General features: G+C 36.1%; 16 protein-coding genes. 2 read left to right on the forward strand and 14 right to left on the reverse strand.

What is annotated here, in order from left to right; translation table 11 throughout:
- Window positions 1-130: 130 nt before the first annotated feature.
- The 13 genes from IW15_RS20580 to katG all read right to left on the reverse strand — a co-directional run bounded on the left by IW15_RS20580 (window position 131) and on the right by katG (window position 16,475).
- Window positions 131-322: a hypothetical protein gene (locus IW15_RS20580; protein ID WP_034715252.1), complete on the reverse strand. Its 192-nt coding sequence runs from the start codon at window positions 320-322 to the stop codon at window positions 131-133.
- A 114-nt stretch (window positions 323-436) separates the two neighbouring features.
- Window positions 437-772: a hypothetical protein gene (locus tag IW15_RS20585; protein ID WP_034715253.1), complete on the reverse strand. Its 336-nt coding sequence runs from the start codon at window positions 770-772 to the stop codon at window positions 437-439.
- A gap of 134 nt (window positions 773-906) precedes the next feature.
- Entirely contained in the window at window positions 907-1,182 is a 276-nt protein-coding gene (locus IW15_RS20590) for a hypothetical protein (RefSeq protein ID WP_034715254.1), read from the reverse strand.
- 242 nt (window positions 1,183-1,424) lie between these two features.
- Window positions 1,425-2,276, reverse strand: a complete 852-nt coding sequence (locus tag IW15_RS23070) for an RHS repeat-associated core domain-containing protein (protein ID WP_084681513.1) — start codon at window positions 2,274-2,276, stop codon at window positions 1,425-1,427.
- A 280-nt stretch (window positions 2,277-2,556) separates the two neighbouring features.
- The gene (locus IW15_RS20600; RefSeq protein ID WP_084681515.1) at window positions 2,557-2,865 is read right to left on the reverse strand and encodes an NTF2 fold immunity protein; all 309 of its coding nucleotides are present in this window, start codon (window positions 2,863-2,865) and stop codon (window positions 2,557-2,559) included.
- 9 nt (window positions 2,866-2,874) lie between these two features.
- Complete coding sequence (locus tag IW15_RS20605) at window positions 2,875-3,420, reverse strand: DUF4329 domain-containing protein (RefSeq protein WP_034715258.1); 546 nt, start codon at window positions 3,418-3,420, stop codon at window positions 2,875-2,877.
- A 306-nt stretch (window positions 3,421-3,726) separates the two neighbouring features.
- Window positions 3,727-4,206 carry a hypothetical protein gene (locus tag IW15_RS20610; protein ID WP_034715259.1) on the reverse strand — a complete coding sequence of 160 codons (480 nt, stop codon included), beginning with the start codon at window positions 4,204-4,206 and terminating at the stop codon, window positions 3,727-3,729.
- Window positions 4,190-4,975: an RHS repeat-associated core domain-containing protein gene (locus tag IW15_RS22230; protein ID WP_051882251.1), complete on the reverse strand. Its 786-nt coding sequence runs from the start codon at window positions 4,973-4,975 to the stop codon at window positions 4,190-4,192. The genes IW15_RS20610 and IW15_RS22230 overlap by 17 nt, the downstream gene beginning before the upstream one ends.
- Before the next feature lie 164 nt (window positions 4,976-5,139).
- Window positions 5,140-5,601: a hypothetical protein gene (locus IW15_RS20620; RefSeq protein WP_034715260.1), complete on the reverse strand. Its 462-nt coding sequence runs from the start codon at window positions 5,599-5,601 to the stop codon at window positions 5,140-5,142.
- Between the two features lie 11 nt (window positions 5,602-5,612).
- Complete coding sequence (locus IW15_RS22955) at window positions 5,613-8,972, reverse strand: DUF6443 domain-containing protein (protein WP_051882252.1); 3,360 nt, start codon at window positions 8,970-8,972, stop codon at window positions 5,613-5,615.
- Between the two features lie 6 nt (window positions 8,973-8,978).
- Complete coding sequence (locus IW15_RS20630) at window positions 8,979-12,269, reverse strand: RHS repeat domain-containing protein (protein WP_034715261.1); 3,291 nt, start codon at window positions 12,267-12,269, stop codon at window positions 8,979-8,981.
- Between the two features lie 6 nt (window positions 12,270-12,275).
- On the reverse strand, window positions 12,276-13,907 hold the full coding sequence (locus IW15_RS20635) for a T9SS type A sorting domain-containing protein (RefSeq protein WP_034715262.1): 1,632 nt from the start codon (window positions 13,905-13,907) through the stop codon (window positions 12,276-12,278).
- Between the two features lie 291 nt (window positions 13,908-14,198).
- The gene (gene katG, locus IW15_RS20640) at window positions 14,199-16,475 is read right to left on the reverse strand and encodes a catalase/peroxidase HPI (protein WP_034715263.1); all 2,277 of its coding nucleotides are present in this window, start codon (window positions 16,473-16,475) and stop codon (window positions 14,199-14,201) included.
- Between the two features lie 325 nt (window positions 16,476-16,800).
- Between katG and IW15_RS20645 the strand changes: the two genes are divergently transcribed.
- Together IW15_RS20645 and IW15_RS20650 are read left to right on the forward strand one after the other, a co-directional pair.
- Complete coding sequence (locus tag IW15_RS20645; RefSeq protein WP_034715264.1) at window positions 16,801-17,262, forward strand: heme-binding domain-containing protein; 462 nt, start codon at window positions 16,801-16,803, stop codon at window positions 17,260-17,262.
- Window positions 17,263-17,274: 12 nt separating this feature from the next.
- On the forward strand, window positions 17,275-17,688 hold the full coding sequence (locus tag IW15_RS20650; protein WP_034715265.1) for a thiol-disulfide oxidoreductase DCC family protein: 414 nt from the start codon (window positions 17,275-17,277) through the stop codon (window positions 17,686-17,688).
- Between the two features lie 116 nt (window positions 17,689-17,804).
- Here IW15_RS20650 and IW15_RS20655 read toward each other — a convergent pair whose 3' ends face one another.
- Window positions 17,805-19,238 carry an alpha-amylase gene (locus IW15_RS20655; RefSeq protein ID WP_034715267.1) on the reverse strand — a complete coding sequence of 478 codons (1,434 nt, stop codon included), beginning with the start codon at window positions 19,236-19,238 and terminating at the stop codon, window positions 17,805-17,807.
- Window positions 19,239-19,357 lie beyond the last annotated feature (119 nt).

Below are 19,357 nucleotides of genomic sequence, written 5' to 3' on the forward strand. Positions count from 1 at the left end.
ACATGAAAATCTACAGTCATTTTATCATTAGTATTGTTTGTTATCAATGGCTCCAATCCCTCTAATTCCCGGGCATCAACAACTCTATTACCACTGAATGCATAGGGCGACCAAGTATTATACTTTTCTGTTAAAGGATCCACATTAAAAAACCGTCCATTGTCGGGTCATAATTTCTCCATTTATAGGAGTTCCAACCTAAATCCGCCTGTTTCTCCTGCCCCTGGAAGGTATATGTATAACTCGGTGATATAGAATTAAAAATATCCATTCCACTTCCCCCAAATTCTAATCCAAAAGGATAAAAATCATTGGCGTTCATATTTACATTGTTAATTTAAAAATAAGATATTTTAAGCAAAACCACTGCAAATAAAATCAGATGCAGTGGTTTGTTTTGTAGGTTAAAAGTCACAGACTTTATAGAGTAAGCGAATTATTTTTTAATTGCATCATATTGCTCTTTTGTGATGATCTTTTTAGCCAACATTTTTTTTAACCAATTTTCAGCTTTTTCCTTTGAAAACTTATTCATTGGTGATATATCAATTGAAGAATAGTTGCCAAAATCAACATTAATATCATATTTCTCACAAATAGCTTTAAAATAATCTAAATATGCACCTTCATTATTAAAATCCTCAGCCATTATTTTTGAGTAGTAAATAAGAGTGTCTGTTCTACCTTCTTTATTAGAATCCATTAAAAAATAAAAAAGTTTGCTGTAAGCTATTGTATCTCCTTTACCTTTTACAAGATTAAATAGTGTCATAATTTGAGATAGAACTCATAGTAGTGACCTTATCTTGGTTAATTTGAGGTTTAGGAGAAGTTTTTCTTTTTAGACAAGAAAAAAGAATTAGCAAAGCCAGTATTGTTGTAGCTATACCTCATATTTAATTATTATTAGGCATGAACCGAAATGTAATTACTATAAACCAAATGCCAATATTTCTTTTCTCTATTAAAATATACATTTATAAAATGATAATTATCACTAACATTAACAATTAAACTCTTTCCATCATTTAATTGAATTAAAAAAGAATTTCTTTTAATATTATTATTTACTACAAAACCAACATTAGTTGTACCAAGCATTTCATCTGTAGTAACATTTTTTAAAGTTATAATTTTTTTTAAATCAAATTCTTTTAGATCAAAAATATCTCTAATTCCCATATCATAAACGGAAATCTGATTATTTTTAAATTTTCCTTCAAAATTTACAAGAACTGGATATTTAATACTATCCTATTTTGTTTCTTCTACATAATTTTTGAAAGATTGTCTATATGGGTTATTAATATACATAGTATCTTCAAAAGAAATTCTTACTGGATAAAAGATTGCTTTTTTTAAAATTGAATGTGTCTGTGCATTATTGAAAATCATGAATAGCAACATGATAAAAGTTATTTTTTTCATCTTTGTGGTATTTTAGGATTATTTAAAATATTTTGAATTTGCTTCGGAGTTATTGTTTTATTTGAGGCATCGGAAACAGGAAAAGCAGACTCTTTTTGTCCAGAATTCATTGCATTAGCTTCTTGTGATACTTTATCCATATTAACTCCCGAATTTTTTTCCCAAGAATGGTCTAGTCCTGCACCGTGTCCATTTTCATGTACAGATCTTTGCCCAATTGTAGCTAAATTTTCTAGTTCCATACTATTTTTTCCTTTTGTTACAACAACACTCACATCATTAACTGTTGGACTATCCATAAATGCCTCTCCTGCCTTAGTTACTTTTTCATACCCTAAAATATTCCCTTTTTCATCTGTTTTTAAAGTAACTTTAGTTTCTAGAGGATTTGATAATGTAAAGACGTATTGTTTAGAAGGGTCTGCATCCTGGTTAAACTCATAAGAAAATGTGGTCTTTACACCACCTACAGAATAAGCTTTCTCATTAGCGGATTTTATAGTTTCAGCTATTGGTTTTAGGTCTCCATTATATGAAGATTGATTTCTAATTACTCCATGGATATGCATACTTTTACCATCTGTAGATTTAGACCACTCCAATCCCTCCAACTCCCTACCATCAACCACTCTATTTTCAGAAAAATTGTAATGAGATTGATAAGCATATTTCTCACTTAAAGGATCCACATTAAAAAACCTTCCCATTGTCGGGTCATAATTTCTCCATTTATAAGAGTTCCAACCTGAGTCCGCCTGTTTCTCCTGCCCCTGGAAGTTATACGTATAATTCGGTGATAGAGAATTATAACATTCATTCCTCCGTTTTTGATCTTTTAAATAAAAAATACCTCAAATTCCCATATCGTAAACGGAAATTTGATTATTTTGAAATCTGCATTCAAAATTTATAAATACTAGATATTTAATATGATTCCATTTTTGTTTCTTCACCATTATTTTGAATAATTACCTATCGACTTCTTAATATCGAATTATACATATAAAATTTAAAGTAAATTTAACTGCTCTTTAAACTACAAAAACTACCACAAAAGTGATAGTTTTTGTAGTTCTTATCAGTCAGGGATTACAAATCTTCTACAGTTGGCATTTTTTTACTAATATATTATTTCCCATGATAGACATTCAGTACTTTACAATTTTTAGCATTAATTTCAATATAGGGTATACCTCCATCATAATCATTTTGTAAAGTACCTTTAATTATCCAAATACTATCATTCTTTATTTGTACTTTAAAAGGTTTTTTCTTATAAACACTTTCTCCATATAATTGTAACCATTCTTTTTCTGCAAGTTTGATAGCGTCATCTTCATTATTTAGGCATAATGATTTTTCTAAAATTATTTTTTTGTGTTTATCCACACAAGAAAACATAATACATATTATTATAAATAAAACTATTTTTCTCATAAATATTTTTTACATTATTCGTACGTGATTATACTCGATCTCTCCGTCAGTTTTAATTTCTACTTTCTTAGACTCTATTAGTTTTGTTTTTGCTGGTGCCGGATTTTCGTTTGGTGACACATTATTTTTCCTTTCAGGGTCTTTGGGGTCATTTGGCATACTTGTACTGAGAGTAGTTACTTTATTAGTTTTCACATCATAATTTTTTAGAGAACCATCAGGAGTAACAACATTATTTTCTACACCTCTTTTCTCTGCATTTGCTTTATCTTGAGGGGAGAAATTACCGTTATCATATTGCTTCAAATATTCTCCATGTGTATGAACACTAGAAACTCTATCGCCTTCATTTAAAAAAGTAGAAGGTAATTTTACACTCGCTGCAGTTCCTTTATTTGGTTCTTCATAATAGTAGTACACCTTTCCATCTGAGGCGGTTTTCTTATAAACATTTGTTCCATATTCAACACCTTGTTTAATTGATTTCCCATTATATTGACTTCCAAAATTTATGAGAGCACTTTTTTCAGAACCAAATAATATATACGCTTCCAAACCTTCTAATTCTACAGCATCAACAACCCTATTTTCAGAAAAATTGTAATGAGATTGATAAGCATATTTCTCGCTTAAAGGATCGATATTAAAGAACCTCCCCAGTCCCGGAATGCTGTTACGTCATTTAAAAGAACTTCATCATGTTTAAATTAAAAAAAATTAGCGCATTACTTAATACGCTAATTTTTCATATTATAGTATTTAAAGATTACTCTCCGTGAGTATATTTAATTACTTTTTTAGTTTTCACATTAACTTCTGCATAAGCAACCCCCCCCCATATTGGGTAATTTCATAACAAATCTACATACAGAAATAACTTGGGAAATTTTTACTATAACCAACTCCCCATTTATTTTGTTTTGCGTCTCCAATATCTATATAATCAGACTTATCAATAATAGGAATGAAAATATCTTTTTTGCCTTCGACTGATACTCTTATTTTTTTTGTTGATTTTGGAATTTTTTTAAATAAAATCCCATAGCATCCTGTTGGATCTGGAGGTAGATTAAATGACAATGAATCTTTTTTATTGATAATTACTGTCTTTCCTTTAAAAGCAGAGCCACTAAATATAACTAAAACATCTTTGTCCGTTTTTTGTTGCTCTTTAGGGATATTAGTAAAATAACTTTCTTCAGCCATTTTTTCATATTCCGTCTTTTCCACCCTGTCATTATAATAAAATTCGGAGGCAGCGCTTTTACAACTATTATATAAAAATAATATTATTATGAAGCTGAAAAATAGTTCAAAAAATTTTCTATTGAGTAATTTCATCTTTTTTTATTTTTGGTTGTACTAATTCTATAGTTTTTTTCATTTGGTTCACCTGTTGTGGTAAAATATCTGTTCCTGAATTATTCTTCATCGATTTATCAAGATTATCATCTGAGTTTAGTAAATTATTTCTATTTTCAGGAGTATTAGGTACGCTAGTATCCTCCCATATGTGTTGTAAACCTAAGCTGTGAGCTATTTCATGAGCTGTTACTTTTGTTTCACCATTGGAAGTAATTTTTTCATTAACAGGATTTCCCGGTCTTGCCTCACCTAAAACAAATCTCTGTCCAATTATATTTCCTTTTTCATCGGTTATTAGCTGCATCGATTGAAACTTCTTAGTCATATCAATACCAAAAGTAGCTTTAGGATTATTGATCATATTAATTTGTAATCCAGAATTCTGAGATAATATTGCAGAAACTGAACTTAAATGATCCTGAACACTCTGCAATGTCATCCCATTTTTAGGTATTACATTCACATGAAAATCTACAGTCATTTTATCATTAGTATTGTTTGTTATCAATGGCTCCAATCCCTCTAATTCCCGGGCATCAACAACTCTATTACCACTGAATGCATAGGGCGACCAAGTATTATACTTTTCTGTTAAAGGATCCACATTAAAAAACCTTCCCATTGTAGGGTCATAATTTCTCCATTTATAAGAGTTCCAACCTGAATCCGCCTGTTTCTCCTGCCCCTGGAAATTATACGTATAATTCGGTGATATAGAATTAAATATCCATTCCTCCGCCTCCAAATTCTAATCCAAAAGGATAAAAATCATTGTAGTTATTTATCTTTTAAATATTTACATTGCTAAGTTAAAGATTAGATATTTTAAGCAAAACCACTGCAAATAAAATCAGATGCAGTGGTTTATTTTGATGGTTAAAAGTCACATACTTTCATAGAGTGGACGAATTATTTTTTTATTGCATCATATTGCTCTTTTGTAATAATTTTCTTTTCCAGCATTTGATTTAGCCATCCCTTGGCTTGTTTTTTTGAATCCTCTGGCATTTTTGAAATATCAAGCTTATCATAATGAGGATAATCGATGTAAATATTAAACTTTTCACATAGAGCTTTAAAATAGTCTAGGTAAGCTTTTTGATAGTTATACTTTTCAGCCATTATTTTTGAATAAACCATCATACTGTCTGTTCTCTCAGCTTCATTAGAATCCATGAATGAAAAGAACAGTTCATCATAGGCATCAATACTTCCTTTAAGCTTAACCTTATTGACAAGAGTGTCATAATTAGTAGTAATTTGATTCATAGTAATAATTCTTTCATTCTTTTTAGGCTCAGTAGGTATTTTACTTTTCTCACAGGAAAATAAGGTTAATAAAAACAAAACTGTTATAGTTATATATTTCATAATTAGTTTTTTTAATTGAATATTTTGTTCCAAAAACTTCTTTGGTCTTTTCCCTCTGGTTTTGTGTTACCAGATTGTTGGTTAGTTCTTTGTCCATTTTGAAATGAATTCCAAAAACCTTGTTTATGTGTACTTTTTATATCTTTATGAGTTTTTCCCGGTAAAGGATTTCCATTGTGGTCAACATTTGTGGATTCTCTTGGCCCTAATTCCTTACCATTCGCAGTGAAAGCATCTCTTTCATCAGGAGCAACTATTGTAACGCCTTTCATTAAATTAGATTTAGATATTTCAGAAGCAACAGGGTCTATAACGTTTCCTTGTTTATCAATAGTACATCTTCCTGTTCTACAAGCATGTAATACAATTGTAAATCCTTCATGACTTTTAGAATTTTTCCACAACTCACTTCCTTGATTTAATACATTATTTAAATCTGCCCCGTCATTAATTGTTGTTTCTCCTTTCATTGTTTCGTTATAAAATTCTTTTGGATTTCCATGAGCAAAAACATGTACTGTTTTTGTATTTGGATTATCAGCATAGTCACCACTAGCAGCTGCTTCAAGTATAGGTTGATTAGCCGGTTTATCTTTAAGTAAAAAAACCTCTAACCCTTCAAGCTCTCTACCATCAACCACTCTATTTTCAGAGAAATTGTAATGAGATTGATAAGCGTATTTCTCGCTTAAAGGATCCACATTAAAAAACCTTCCCATTGTAGGGTCATAATTTCTCCATTTATAGGAGTTCCAACCTGAATCCGCCTGTTTCTCCTGCCCCTGGAAATTATACGTATAATTCGGTGATATAGAATTATAAATATCCATTCCTCCGCCTCCAAATTCTAATCCAAAAGGATAAAAATCATTGGCTCTGTCTATAACGGGATTTCCCAATACGTCTTTATAAAAAGCAAGTCTTATATTTCCAACCTGATCTTTATACTGGTAAATATACTTATTTTTCACAAAATCATAATATCCTTCTGCAGTGGGAACAAACTGTAAAATCATTGGTATATCTCCCAAGATAATCCCTGTTACCTCAGATGTATACTGAAACCCATCTAAATAATCTGTAATAGTTGAAGTGCTATTTTTATTTTTTCCATAGAAATAATTGTACTGTTTATTGAGCTTTACTCCATCTGATCTATAAATGTAATTCGTGTTTTCGTAAGAGACTCCGAAACGGCTGGTCACAAATCTACTAAACTTGATGTAGGTAGGCATGTTAAGATAATTATAATCTATTTGTAAAATATTTTTATCTACATGATCTATCATGTTTCCATTATTATCATAGGCAATCGGATTTCCTGAAACATCCGGATACCCGAAATAATTTCCTGAAGAATCTGTAACAGAATTAAGCCTGTTTCCTAAGTAGGAATAGCTTAGATTATCAATGAGCTCAACACCAATATTGGAGGCATTTCTGTTTCTTTGCAATGAAGTGATGTTCCCGTTCAGATCATAACTTAACGTTTCATTATAATAATTGTTTTGTGGAATAGATGTATTAGGTTCTGAATAAATCCCACTTTTCAACCTATCTAAAGCATCATATTGATAAGTATATCTGTTTAAAATCTGATCTTTAGCTGATTGCCAATCAACCTCTGCAATATTTCCGTTATATCTTCCCGAAGCAATATTGGTATAAACAGGATTATTGTATTTGATCTCATATCCGAATAATTTTCCATTCAAAGTAGCCGGATTATTGATTTTGGTCATCCAGCCTCTGATATTGTAAGCATAATCAATACTCTGAAGATTGTTTCCAACCTTTTTATTTTTCAGCTGGGATAATTCGTTATAGCTGTTTTCTGCCAAAAGTTCCTGAGGCTGACTGTCTACCTGGTGATAGTGTTTTTTCAGTCGGTTCTGAGGATCATATTCAAAGGTTTCTGTGATGACCTTTTCTGTATCGGTATCAAGTCTTTTGTGCCTTGTAATGGATTTTAATGGTACACCCGCAAAATCCAGTTGGGATTCAGTTCTGGTATAGCCACCCAAATGATTGATGGAATATCCTCCCACCGCTCTTCCTTTGGTGTCGTAATAGGTGTAGTTTTTAGTCCAGTTATCGTCTTCAATGTTTTTCACCAGACTCATCACCGGAAGTCCTTTGGTGCTTCTCCCATCAGCAGAAGGCGTCTGCGTCAGCAGAGCTGCTCCCTGAATGTCAGCAGGAAAAGCAGGATTAAAACTGTAGGAAGGATAGGTATCATAATAATTGACGCTGAGGATCGTAGGAATTTCACCCACAAAATTATTGTCTGTATAATAAACCGTTATTCCGTTTCTGGTAAATCCTGTCGTACTTCTGCTTTCAGTAATGGCCAAATCACTGATTTCATTTTGTCTTGCCGCTCTTTCTCCACCGGTAGTTAAAAATCCGGTATACGCCACTCTTCCAAAAAGGTCATATTTTGTAATAAGCCATTTGCTCTGAGCTTTAAGATTAGCATCCTGCGAAAGTACAAGCCGGTCTGCTCTATCATACACCATATATTCCCAGCCTTTGCCAGGAAGCTTCTTTTCTACAAGTCTTCCTCTGCCATCGTAACGGTATTCATAGGCCAAGGCATTCTGTTCTGCCAGTCCCCAGGTCTGCATCTTGGCAAGAAGTGGCGGAACAACCCATGCCAGTTGGTCATATTCATTATAGACATAATAGGTGTCAGTATTTTCAGTAGCATTTAAGACTTTTCTTACCAGCAAAGTCTGTCCTTTTCCGTTTTTGAATTCTATGGTTTCATTGCCGTCTTCGTCTTTCACCGAGTTTTTATACAGTTGTCCTGTTCCATAGGTACCGTTATAGCTGATTCCGGATTTTGTGGCACCATTCTCCCAGACGGTAGGAGCCGTATATTTGATCACTTCTCCTGAAACATTGGCATCGTAATTAAATTTTACGGGTTTATCATTCCAGGCATTACCTACCTGTCTCTGCTCCAGGATTCTGTCCAGTGGAGAGTTTTCAAGGGTCTTTTCGGCATAGATCTTTTCTGATCCATATATATTGGTTTGAGCAGTATCATATAATGAAGAGGGAACAATAGCTCCGTTCAGCGTTCCGCCCTGAGGAACGGGAAGGTAATCTTTGGTCTGTCTTCCGAACTGGTCATAATCAATACGGGATACAACATCTCTCCCTAAAGGGGTAGCTTTAATATTCACCACCTGCTTGGGTCTTCCCAATCCATCAAAATACTGAACGGTTTCAGAGGTTTTTGGGTTTGCTGCCGTGGGATCTTCCAAATAGGTTTTTGTATAGACGTAATTTTCTATAGTTGTTAATTGGGCGTGGGCTAAACTCGTGACAAGTAAAGCACCGATAGGAATTATTATCTTTTTCATCGTGTGTTAGTTTTTATAATGGTATTGGTATTCTTTCAGTACTTTTCCGTTGGCATCTACTACTTTTTCAAGTCGGTTGGCGCTATCATACTTGTAAACTTCTCTGATTCCTGAGGGTGGAGTGATGCTCGTTACCCCAAGTAAAGAATCATAGGTATAGGTACTGACCTGATAGTTTTGAAATGCTGCATCAACCCTTACATCATACAACGTCCCCAGTAATACAGGCTCCTGGGTAGAATCCGCGAAATCCTGGTTAGATGCAGAAATGGCAGATAATACATAGCGAAGGCCTTTAATGTCATCATAAAGTGCACCTTCAACTTTAATAATGGGCAGGGTTTTATTATAGCCCCAAATAATACTCACCGGCATTCCGTTTTTGGTGGTGTACTGTGTTACATTGCCTTTATCATCATAACGATCATAGGTAACTTCTGTATATGCGGTCGTATTATTGTTAAGATCATAAGATTTTGCTGCGACCGGCAAGATCAGATTGCCTGCTGATGCATTGGGTAATGATACCGGATAAATGGTTTCTGTCTTTGATATATTTTTGGACACTCCGCCCATCGTCTGCGTCGTCTGGGTTTCCAGTGGAGTATCAATCATATTTTTTCCGATCAACAGCTGGTTTGCTTTGTCATGAGCGTATTGATAAGTGGTCAGTATACTTTCTCCCGACGGAAGTGTATTGACCGTACTCCTCAGGGTAATCGGTTTATTAACGTCCGTGTCTGAATAATTATAATCGGTAACCGATTCTATCACCTTATTATTCTGGAAGTATTCTGTGGTTTTAGATTGCTTTTTCTCTATTTTGGCACCATAAATATCAATAGGCCTCATATCTACCTGATAGGTTGACAAATAATTCCCAAACTGATATCCCACGGTATAAGGGACAATATCAACGTCTAAACCAAATGCAATCTGGTCATCAATGACGTTATTATAGCCTGATAATTTATTTTTTATAGGATTAAACTCGTACTTAAATGTTTCTTTTCTTAACGTATCTCCATTCTTTTTATAGGTAATTTTAAGGGGCATTCCGTAACGCCAGCTGTCATAAGGCTGACTTGTATTGGTATACACATTACCGGCTCCGCTTCCATCATTATATTCATAGACTATTTCCCCTAAATCATTAAATTCTGTCACTTTAGAATACGTAACAATATTGGATGAATTATAAGAAGTATAGGCATTACCGCTATTTTCTATAGTATATCCTTTGTCGATGTAGTCAGCACCCATTCCCATCGTTGGCTCCGGATGGGTTACTCTATAAAAGGATTTCACAAACTGGAACGGCTGTTTCAGCTTACCGGAACTATAACTTGATGTTTGGGCATTAAACTTCAGATAACTGTAATTATACACATTTGAAATATTGTTCTGATCTACATCTTCTACTTTTTTCACTCTCAGTCCTCCGACATGTTGGGTATCAATTGAAGTGACCGTTTTTTTATATTTTACTTTTAAAGAAATCTGGCATCCGCAGTCTCCACTTCTTATAAGCTTCAATTGTATTGGTGATGGTTTCACCGGGAATGTGTACGTAAAGGGAGCCCCGGTAGAAGTTCTTGATGTATTATCAACGGTAACTGTTCCCCTGCAAAACGTTGGTGTCACTTCTGATGGTCCGCCGGTTCCATTTCCATTGTTTAGACAGCCATTTCCGAAATGGGCTTCAAAAACAGCTCCTGGTTTATCTGCATAGGCGGATAAAGGGACTGTAATCGCCGAATTTTTCAAGGGAATATCGGCAACAGGATCATAGTCATTTCCCAGTCCTCCAAGAGATTCATATGCATCTTCCATAAAACTGTGACTGCTTTCAAGGGTATTGCTTTCGTAATATAGATTTTTAGAAGCACCTGTAGGATATTGTATACTTGTTAAAACGCCTAATTGGGCATAGGCTGGATTGGTACTTTTATTTCTACCTGTAGGCAGTTTTTCCGTTGGAATATAAACTCCAAGTTGAGGGGCAACAACTGCATTAGGCAGCCCGCTGTTACCACTGATATTGTTGTTAAAATATCCCCAGTAATCGTCTGCATTGCTATTTCTTGCCGGCAGAGGGTATTCCTCATTATAGGTGAAAGAATGCTTGGTATTATCTAGATTATTAACCACATTCATTAGTTTAAGCCTATAATCCGGATATGTTTTATTGACATTATTGGATTCGAAATAAGAATAATTTAAAGAAATGTCTTTGATAATCCTACCAGCTTTATTTTTTACAATTATTCTTCTTAAGGCAACTCCCTGAGATGAATTGATATCTTTACGATACTGCTCTCCGGCAATCGTATTAAGGTTGTCATCATCCGAATATCTGAAATTAACTTCACCATCTTTAAAAATAATTTTGGTAATCAGTTTTTCCCTGTTGGTATTTTGATCTGTTCTTACAGGCGGATCTGTATTGACAGGTGGGAAAGGTTCATAACCGGGAGGAATTCCGTCAGACAAAATAATTTTACTTTCATACTTCGCCTGCTCTGTATAGTTCAGAGTCTTCCCATATTCTATTTTAATGTAATCATTGGTATTGGTTCTTAAACTGTCTAATGCGTATAAATTTACAGAAATCTGGGGCGTTACCTGTGCTCTTCTTGTAGTGACTGAATTTTTGCCGGATAGCCAAAATCTATTATTTTTCGTGTCCGTAATCTTGAAAACTGAATTTCCGCTAGACCTCTCTATTTTTGTTTCTTCATGGGGAATGGTATACCCTATATTATTATTCAGTATAAAACTGCCTCCGGTAGTCGGAAGGTTATACATAAACAAATCCGGTTTTGTATCATACACGCCTTCATACAGCCATTGGAGCACTTCTTTTTTATCATTGTCTCCGGAAAGACTCACAGAGGAATGTTGAAGTGCAAGATTATAATCTTTAAAATAAACCGGTGTAAACTCATCATCTTTCCCCATAACATTCTTGGTCACTGTATTTGGAATAGACAAAGCCCATCCCAGCCCTACTGAGCTGGAAACTTCATTTTGCTTAATTCCTCCTGTATTGTAAGAAAGTTGAATCGGAAATGTAAATTCACCCATTTTAACCTCATAAATAGGAATAGAAATATTAGCTTTTCCATTAAACAGATCCATGGGAAGCTTTCCGACTTTGTCAAATGCATAAGCCTCTGAAGAAGTAGGAAAAAAGAGAGACTCCTTACTCTGCTGGGGATTAGCACCGATTCCGGCTTGAGAATATCCAAATGAAACAATGGATAGCAATAAAAGTGTACATAATTTTTTTATCATCTTGTGTTATTTTTTGATCAGTTTCGCATTTGCTGTTTTGTTTGTATCCGTCTTCACCACCATCAAATACGCTCCCTGAATCAGGTTTTGGGTATTGATTTTGGTGATTTTGTTTTTGGTGTGTAGAGTCTGGAGCTGTCTTCCGCCCATATCATACAAGGTGATCTCAGCATTTTTAAATTCAAAGCCGGTTTCTACATAGGCATAATCAGTTACCGGATTCGGGTAAATCTTGATCTCTTGTTTTTCAATAAGCTTGTCAATCTGACTGTCGCCAAGCTTTACAATCTTCCAGTTCTCTTTTCCGAGTTCTTCGGCGCTGGTTCCTGCCATGACAATGGAACCGTCTCTGTTAAGCTTGAGATCGGATAATCTTTCTTCACGTTTATTTGACTCGCCCTTTACGTATTTTCTCCACTGCTCATTTCCATTTTGATCCACATACAGCATCCAGAACCTTTCATCATCCGCTTCCATTCTTCCTTCTGCCTGAGTGTAACCACCGAGTAGAATTCCTTTTGAAGATGTATTGTCTGCTGAATGAAGTACACTCATTCCCATCAGCACATCTCTGTTTTTGAAATTATAGGATTTCTGCCAGATCTCTTCGCCTCTTTCATTGAGTGAAATCAGCCATAGATCAGTGCCTTCTTCAATACCCACAGTTTTATTTCCTGATCGTTCGGATCTGGATTCTCCACCGATAATGTATCCGTTTGAGGTTAATGCCAGTGTTCTCAAATGATCATCTCCTTTGCCTCCGTAGTTCTTTTCCCATTCTACCTTCCCATCTTTTGAAAGTTTGATGATCCAGTAATCTCCTTCGCCAAAGTTTTCAGAATTTTTCTGTACAGTAGTAAAATGTCGGGTGTCGGATGTATTTTCAGTTTCTGTACTTTGTACATTTGGTGTTTTACTGGGTACCGCTGAACTTCTTGAATAGACTCCAAGTAATGCTCCGCCGTCTTTAGTCGGAATCATTTTCTCTACTTCATCAAGACCTTTTCCTCCCAGAATCAATTGGGAGAGTTCTTTTCCATTTTTATCAAGTTTGATAATTAAAATATCCTTTGAACCATAGCCTCTGGCTGAATTTTGTACATTTCCTGCCACAAAAAATCCTAAATCCGTGGTTTGAATCACAGATCTTGCTTCTTCATCGGAAGAACTTCCCAATGTTTTCTGCCAAAGTTCATCTCCAAATTCATTGATCCGGACCAGCCACATATCAGAACCTCCTTTGGATTCGTCTTTTTTATCTAAACCTTTTCCGGAATAAGAAGTTCCGGCCAGAAGAAATCCTCCTTCCTGAGTCGCAACCGTTGAGGATAGAAAATCGTGGTTATTTCCTGAGAAATATTTCTCCCAGACCTGGTCACCCTGCTGGTTCAGTTTAATCAAATGAAAATCGTAGCCGTTGTTTTGATGGGTTGATGGTTGAGTGTTGTTGGCTGACTGTTTTCCCCTGCCTGCCTCAATGGAACTTCCGGTGATCATGTACTGCTGATCGATAGTGGTGGTAACCTGGCTTAAGAAATCCTGTGTATTGGATTTAATATCCTTCTGCCACAGCACTTCCTGGGCTGATACTCCCAGAACGGTACACATTGAAAGTGCACTCATATAGAGTTTTTTCATTCCCGTGTTATTTGAATTCGTTAGTTATTAATTTTTAAGCGCTGCAAAAATACTGATTTTCCACATATTTGTTAAGAATTTGTTAAAATAATTAACATCAAGCCTTATTATGTATAGTATTAATGTAAAGAAAAGACTAAAAAGCGACAGGAGATGTCGTATTATAATTTATCTGAAATTAGAATGCTTTATGGTCTTTTAAAACAATCAGATGGCCTTTGCCAAGGATCTCTGAACGAAAAAGGGCAACAATACAATTGCTGCCCTTATTCATATATTAAAAATCAATACTTATTTCAGATCAAAGCGATCCAGGTTCATGACCTTCGTCCATGCTGCACCAAAATCATTTACAAATTTCCCTTGTGCATCGGCACTGCCATAGACTTCTGCAACTGCTCTTAATTCAGAATTGGATCCGAATACCAAATCTGCACGGGTTGCCGTCCATTTGGGTTGTCCTGTTACACGATCCGTTCCCAAATACAGTTCATTATCTTCAGAAATCCCCTTCCATTGTATTCCCATATCTAACAGATTAACAAAGAAATCATTGGTAAGAACACCCGGACGTTGGGTAAATACGCCATGTTTTGAACCGTCAAAATTGGCATCCAATGCACGCATTCCTCCGATTAGCACTGTTAGCTCCGGAGCGGAAAGGGTAAGAAGCTGGGCTTTATCTATTAATAAAGACTCAGTAGATACCGTATATTTTCTTTTCAGATAATTACGGAATCCATCGGCAGCCGGTTCAAGGTACCCCATTGATTCTACATCGGTCTGCTCCTGAGAAGCATCCATACGGCCCGGTACAAAAGAAACAGAAAGAGGGTGTCCGGCATCATGCGCCGCTTTTTCCACCGCTGCTGTTCCTGCTAATACAATCAGATCCGCTAATGATACTTTTTTATTTCCTCCTTGTGAAGCATTGAATTCTCTCTGAATATCTTCAAGTATAGTAAGTACCTGATGTAATTGGGGAACATTGTTCACTGCCCAATCTTTTTGAGGCGCCAGTCGGATTCTCGCTCCATTGGCACCCCCTCTTTTATCGCTTCCTCTAAAAGTTGAAGCTGAGGCCCAGGCTGTGGAAACCAGTTGTGAAATACTCAACCCTGAATTCAGTATTTTTGCTTTTAATGCTTCAATATCTGCTGTGTTGATCAGTTCATGATCCACATGAGGAATAGGATCCTGCCAGATCAGTTCTTCCTGTGGTACATCGGGTCCCAGATACCTTGCTTTCGGTCCCATATCTCTGTGGGTAAGTTTAAACCACGCACGGGAAAAAGCATCGGCAAAAGCCTCCGGATTTTCATAAAAATGTCTTGATATTTTAGCATACTCCGGATCGAATTTTAAAGAAAGATCGGTCGTAAGCATCGTCGGTCTGTGTTTCTTTGATGGATCAAATGCATCAGGTATAATTTCTTCAGCATTTATTGCAACCCATTGATGAGCTCCGGCAGGACTTTTCGTCAGTTCCCAATCATTTTCAAATAAATTTTTAAAGAAATAATTGCTCCATTGGGTCGGCGTTTCAGTCCAGGTTACTTCTAAACCGCTTGAGATCGCATCTGTTCCTCTTCCGGATTTATAAGAACTGTTCCATCCCAAACCTTGCTGCTCAATTCCTGCAGCTTCCGGCTCCTTACCTACATGATCAGCAGGTCCTGCCCCATGGGTTTTTCCGAAAGTATGTCCTCCTGCAATCAATGCTACAGTCTCTTCATCATTCATTGCCATACGTCCGAAAGTATCTCTGATATCTTTAGCAGCTGCAATAGGATCCGGGTTTCCGTCCGGTCCTTCCGGGTTCACATAGATAAGCCCCATTTGTACAGCAGCCAAAGGTTTTTCAAGGTTACGGGAATGGATATCTCCATCTGCATTGTCATCAGTAGGAAGAACTCCTCCACTTTTATCCACCCCTTCTGAACCATGTGCATACCGAAGGTCGCCTCCCAGCCATGTTTTTTCGGAACCCCAATATACATCCATATCCGGCTCCCAAACATCTTCACGCCCTCCGGCATATCCGAATGTTTTAAAGCCCATTGATTCTAATGCCATATTTCCGGTCAGGATCAGAAGATCAGCCCAGGAAATTTTTCTTCCATATTTTTGTTTGATCGGCCACAATAATCTTCTGGCTTTATCAAGACTTACATTGTCCGGCCAGCTGTTCAACGGGGCAAAACGCTGCTGCCCGGCTCCGGCCCCTCCTCTTCCGTCGCCTACTCTATAAGTACCGGCACTGTGCCAGGCCATACGGATAAACAAAGGACCATAATGTCCAAAATCCGCCGGCCACCAATCCTGAGAATCGGTCATCAATGCATGAAGGTCTCTTTTTACCGCCTCAAGATCGAGGCTTTTGAATTCTTCAGCATAATCAAAATCTTTATCCATAGGATCCGACAGCGCGGAATGCTGACGAAGGATATCTACTCTAAGCTGCTCCGGCCACCAGTCTTGATTTTGGGTACCGCCACCTGCAACAGGCTGCTTCATACTTCCGTTATGAAAAGGGCATTTACTGATGTCATTTGGGTCATTTTCCATTATTGTTTATATTTTTGATGTTGAATATTATAGTTTGAATTTTTGAACAAGACAAACTTACAAACACTTAATCAATAAATACGATCTATTGATTTTATTTTTATGATAGTTAAAAACTATACCTTATCCTTAAAAAATATCTCTTCCGCCATGGTTGCTTCTGTGCAATTAAGTTAATACTATTTTATGTAAATCAGAATAAAAGGGCTTTAAAAACGTTTATATTTAGAATCATTCAAAGAAAACGCAAACACTTTTATAATAAACTGATGGGTATTCTGATAAAATTTAATTACTTTTATAGATAGCAAATGTAGATTTTACCATGAAAAAAATAATTGTTATTGTTTTGGTCGCTTTCATTATGATCCAGTTTTTCCCGATTGATAAAACCAATCCACCGGCAACTCCGGGAATGGATTTTTTAAGGATTAAAGATACTCCGCCTGAAATCGCCAAGATCATCAGTACATCCTGTTATGACTGCCATTCCAATGAAACAAAATATCCATGGTATTCGAGTATCGCCCCTTCTTCCTGGTTTCTTAAAAATCATGTAGTAGAAGGAAGAAAGCATCTCAATTTCTCTACCTTTGCAGTATATGAACCCAAAAGGCAGGCACATAAACTGGAAGAATGTATAGAAATGATTGAGAAAAAAGAAATGCCGCTGGAATCGTATTATATAGGACATCAGGATGCAAAGTTAACTGATCAGCAGCGGCTGGAACTGGTTGCCTATTTCAAAAAAGTAAAAGAAGATACGGAACGAAAAATGGTTTTTTAAAAAATCAATAGTATGCAGGAAAACTGGAAAGATAAATATATTGTATTTTTTGACGGAGATTGCGGCGTATGCAATTTCTGGGTACAATGGATTTTGGAGCGAGACAAAAAAGACTATTTTATGTTTGCTTCCCTGCAGTCTGATTTCGGACAAAAATTTCTATCAGAAAGAGGGCTTGAAACGAAAGAATTTAATACCATGTATCTTTGGAAGCCAAAAGAATATTATCTGATAAAATCAAGGGCTATCTTACAAATCGCGAGTTTATTGGGTGGTATTTATAAACTTTCGGGCATTGGAAAATTACTGCCGGTATTTCTAAGCGATAAAGCTTATGATGTAGTTTCAAGAAACAGAATGAAACTGGCTAACCAAAAGTGTTTTCTGCCAGATCAGCATCAGAAAAAGAAATTTATTGAAGTCTAAATTTTAGTTAATCCCTAATGCACAAAGACTTTATCTTCTATAAAATTTAGACGTATCAAATCTCATTGTTAAATAAAATAAAAAACTGCTCCAAATAGGGAGCAGTTGAATTATCATTATTGGTTCAGAGACCAGACAGAATACGAGTTTGGCGGACATTGGATTTTCACCCATTTATCACCTTGCGTAGTCGGATACCAGGTCGAATTGCCTGTGAAATCTTTAATCTGCTGATTGCTCCAGTTGGTTTCAACCCATCTTTCCTGCCAGCTTGAAGAGCTGTTGATATACACAACCAAACCTGGATTTCCATTGTAGCCGTTACGTCTTGCCACATATTCGTCATTATCAGTGTACAAAATAGCGGTTGTTCCTGTAGCTTTATTGTTATGGATCCAGATCAGATTATTCAGTTTATCTTTATTCAGCCATTCTTCATAATCTCTGTAAAAAATAGTAGGATATCCTTCATGTGTTAAGATATAGGCATAGGCAGGCATTTTGTTGTAAATAATATCGGTATCATGATTAGCCACAAAAGTAACGGCTTTGTATGGATTTCTTTTCCACATCATATCGTCATTTAATACATTTAAATTTCCGTTATCAAAAGCTTCGTCCATTTTATAATAGGCGGCAAAATCAAATACGGAACTATTGGCATTATTAGCCCATGATTCCAGGGTATTGACATTAGAATCCCATAATTCACCGACAGAAAAACCACCAACATTTAAATTCCAGGTATTAACGACCCAGGGACCGAAACCTTTCACGTAATCAAATCTCCAGCCGTCGAATTTCATCACATTTTTATAATATTTTCCGACGGAATCATCTCTTCCCCACAACCAGTCCTGAACGTAAGGATTGGCATGACAGAGATCGGGAAAACCACCGAAGGCTCCTTCATCATTATTTCCATAAGCATTTTTATAAAAGTCATTGTAGCTTCTTGGGAACTTTCCTGAGGCAACTCCCGAAAAATTGGTCCACGTGTTGGTTCCCGTATAAGGATTCGCTTCAGATTGTCCGCCACTGTTATGATTAATAACGATATCTGCGTACACCTGCATGTTTTCCGTGTGGGCTTTGGTAATTAAAGCTTCCAGTTCGGCTCTTGATCCGAAACGGGTTTCTACGCTTCCATTCTGATTAAAATTTCCAAAATCGAAATAATCGGTAGGATCATATCCCATTGAATAGGCGCCGTTCTGAGCTTTGGAAGCAGGAGGTAACCAGACTGCACTGATTCCGGCAGTTGACCATGCTGATAATTTATCCGTCACGGTATTCCACCAGTTTCCACCATCGGGGACATCCCAGTAAAAGCCTTGCATTAATACTCCACCGCCCGGTCCGGATACAAATTTACTGTAGGCCGAACCGTTGCCTGTACTAAAAGGCCTGCCATCATGATTGGTGACCTGTACTGTTTTGTCGTGCACTTCTGCCTGACTAGGATTGGCATTACTGATTTCATCATTGTTCTGACAGGAGCTAAAAAGCCCCAAAGCCAGCACTGAAAGAAAGAAATGTGTTTTTTTCATACAATTGTTTTAATTGTTAATCTATTAACTAAAATACAATTTTATTGAATTGAATTCTAAATCAAGTGAAATAATTTCATTTTTTAACAATAATAATTTAAGAACGGGAATATAAACTT

It is taken from the genome of Chryseobacterium soli, from assembly GCF_000737705.1.
In the GTDB taxonomy this organism is placed as follows: Bacteria; Bacteroidota; Bacteroidia; order Flavobacteriales; family Weeksellaceae; genus Chryseobacterium; species Chryseobacterium soli.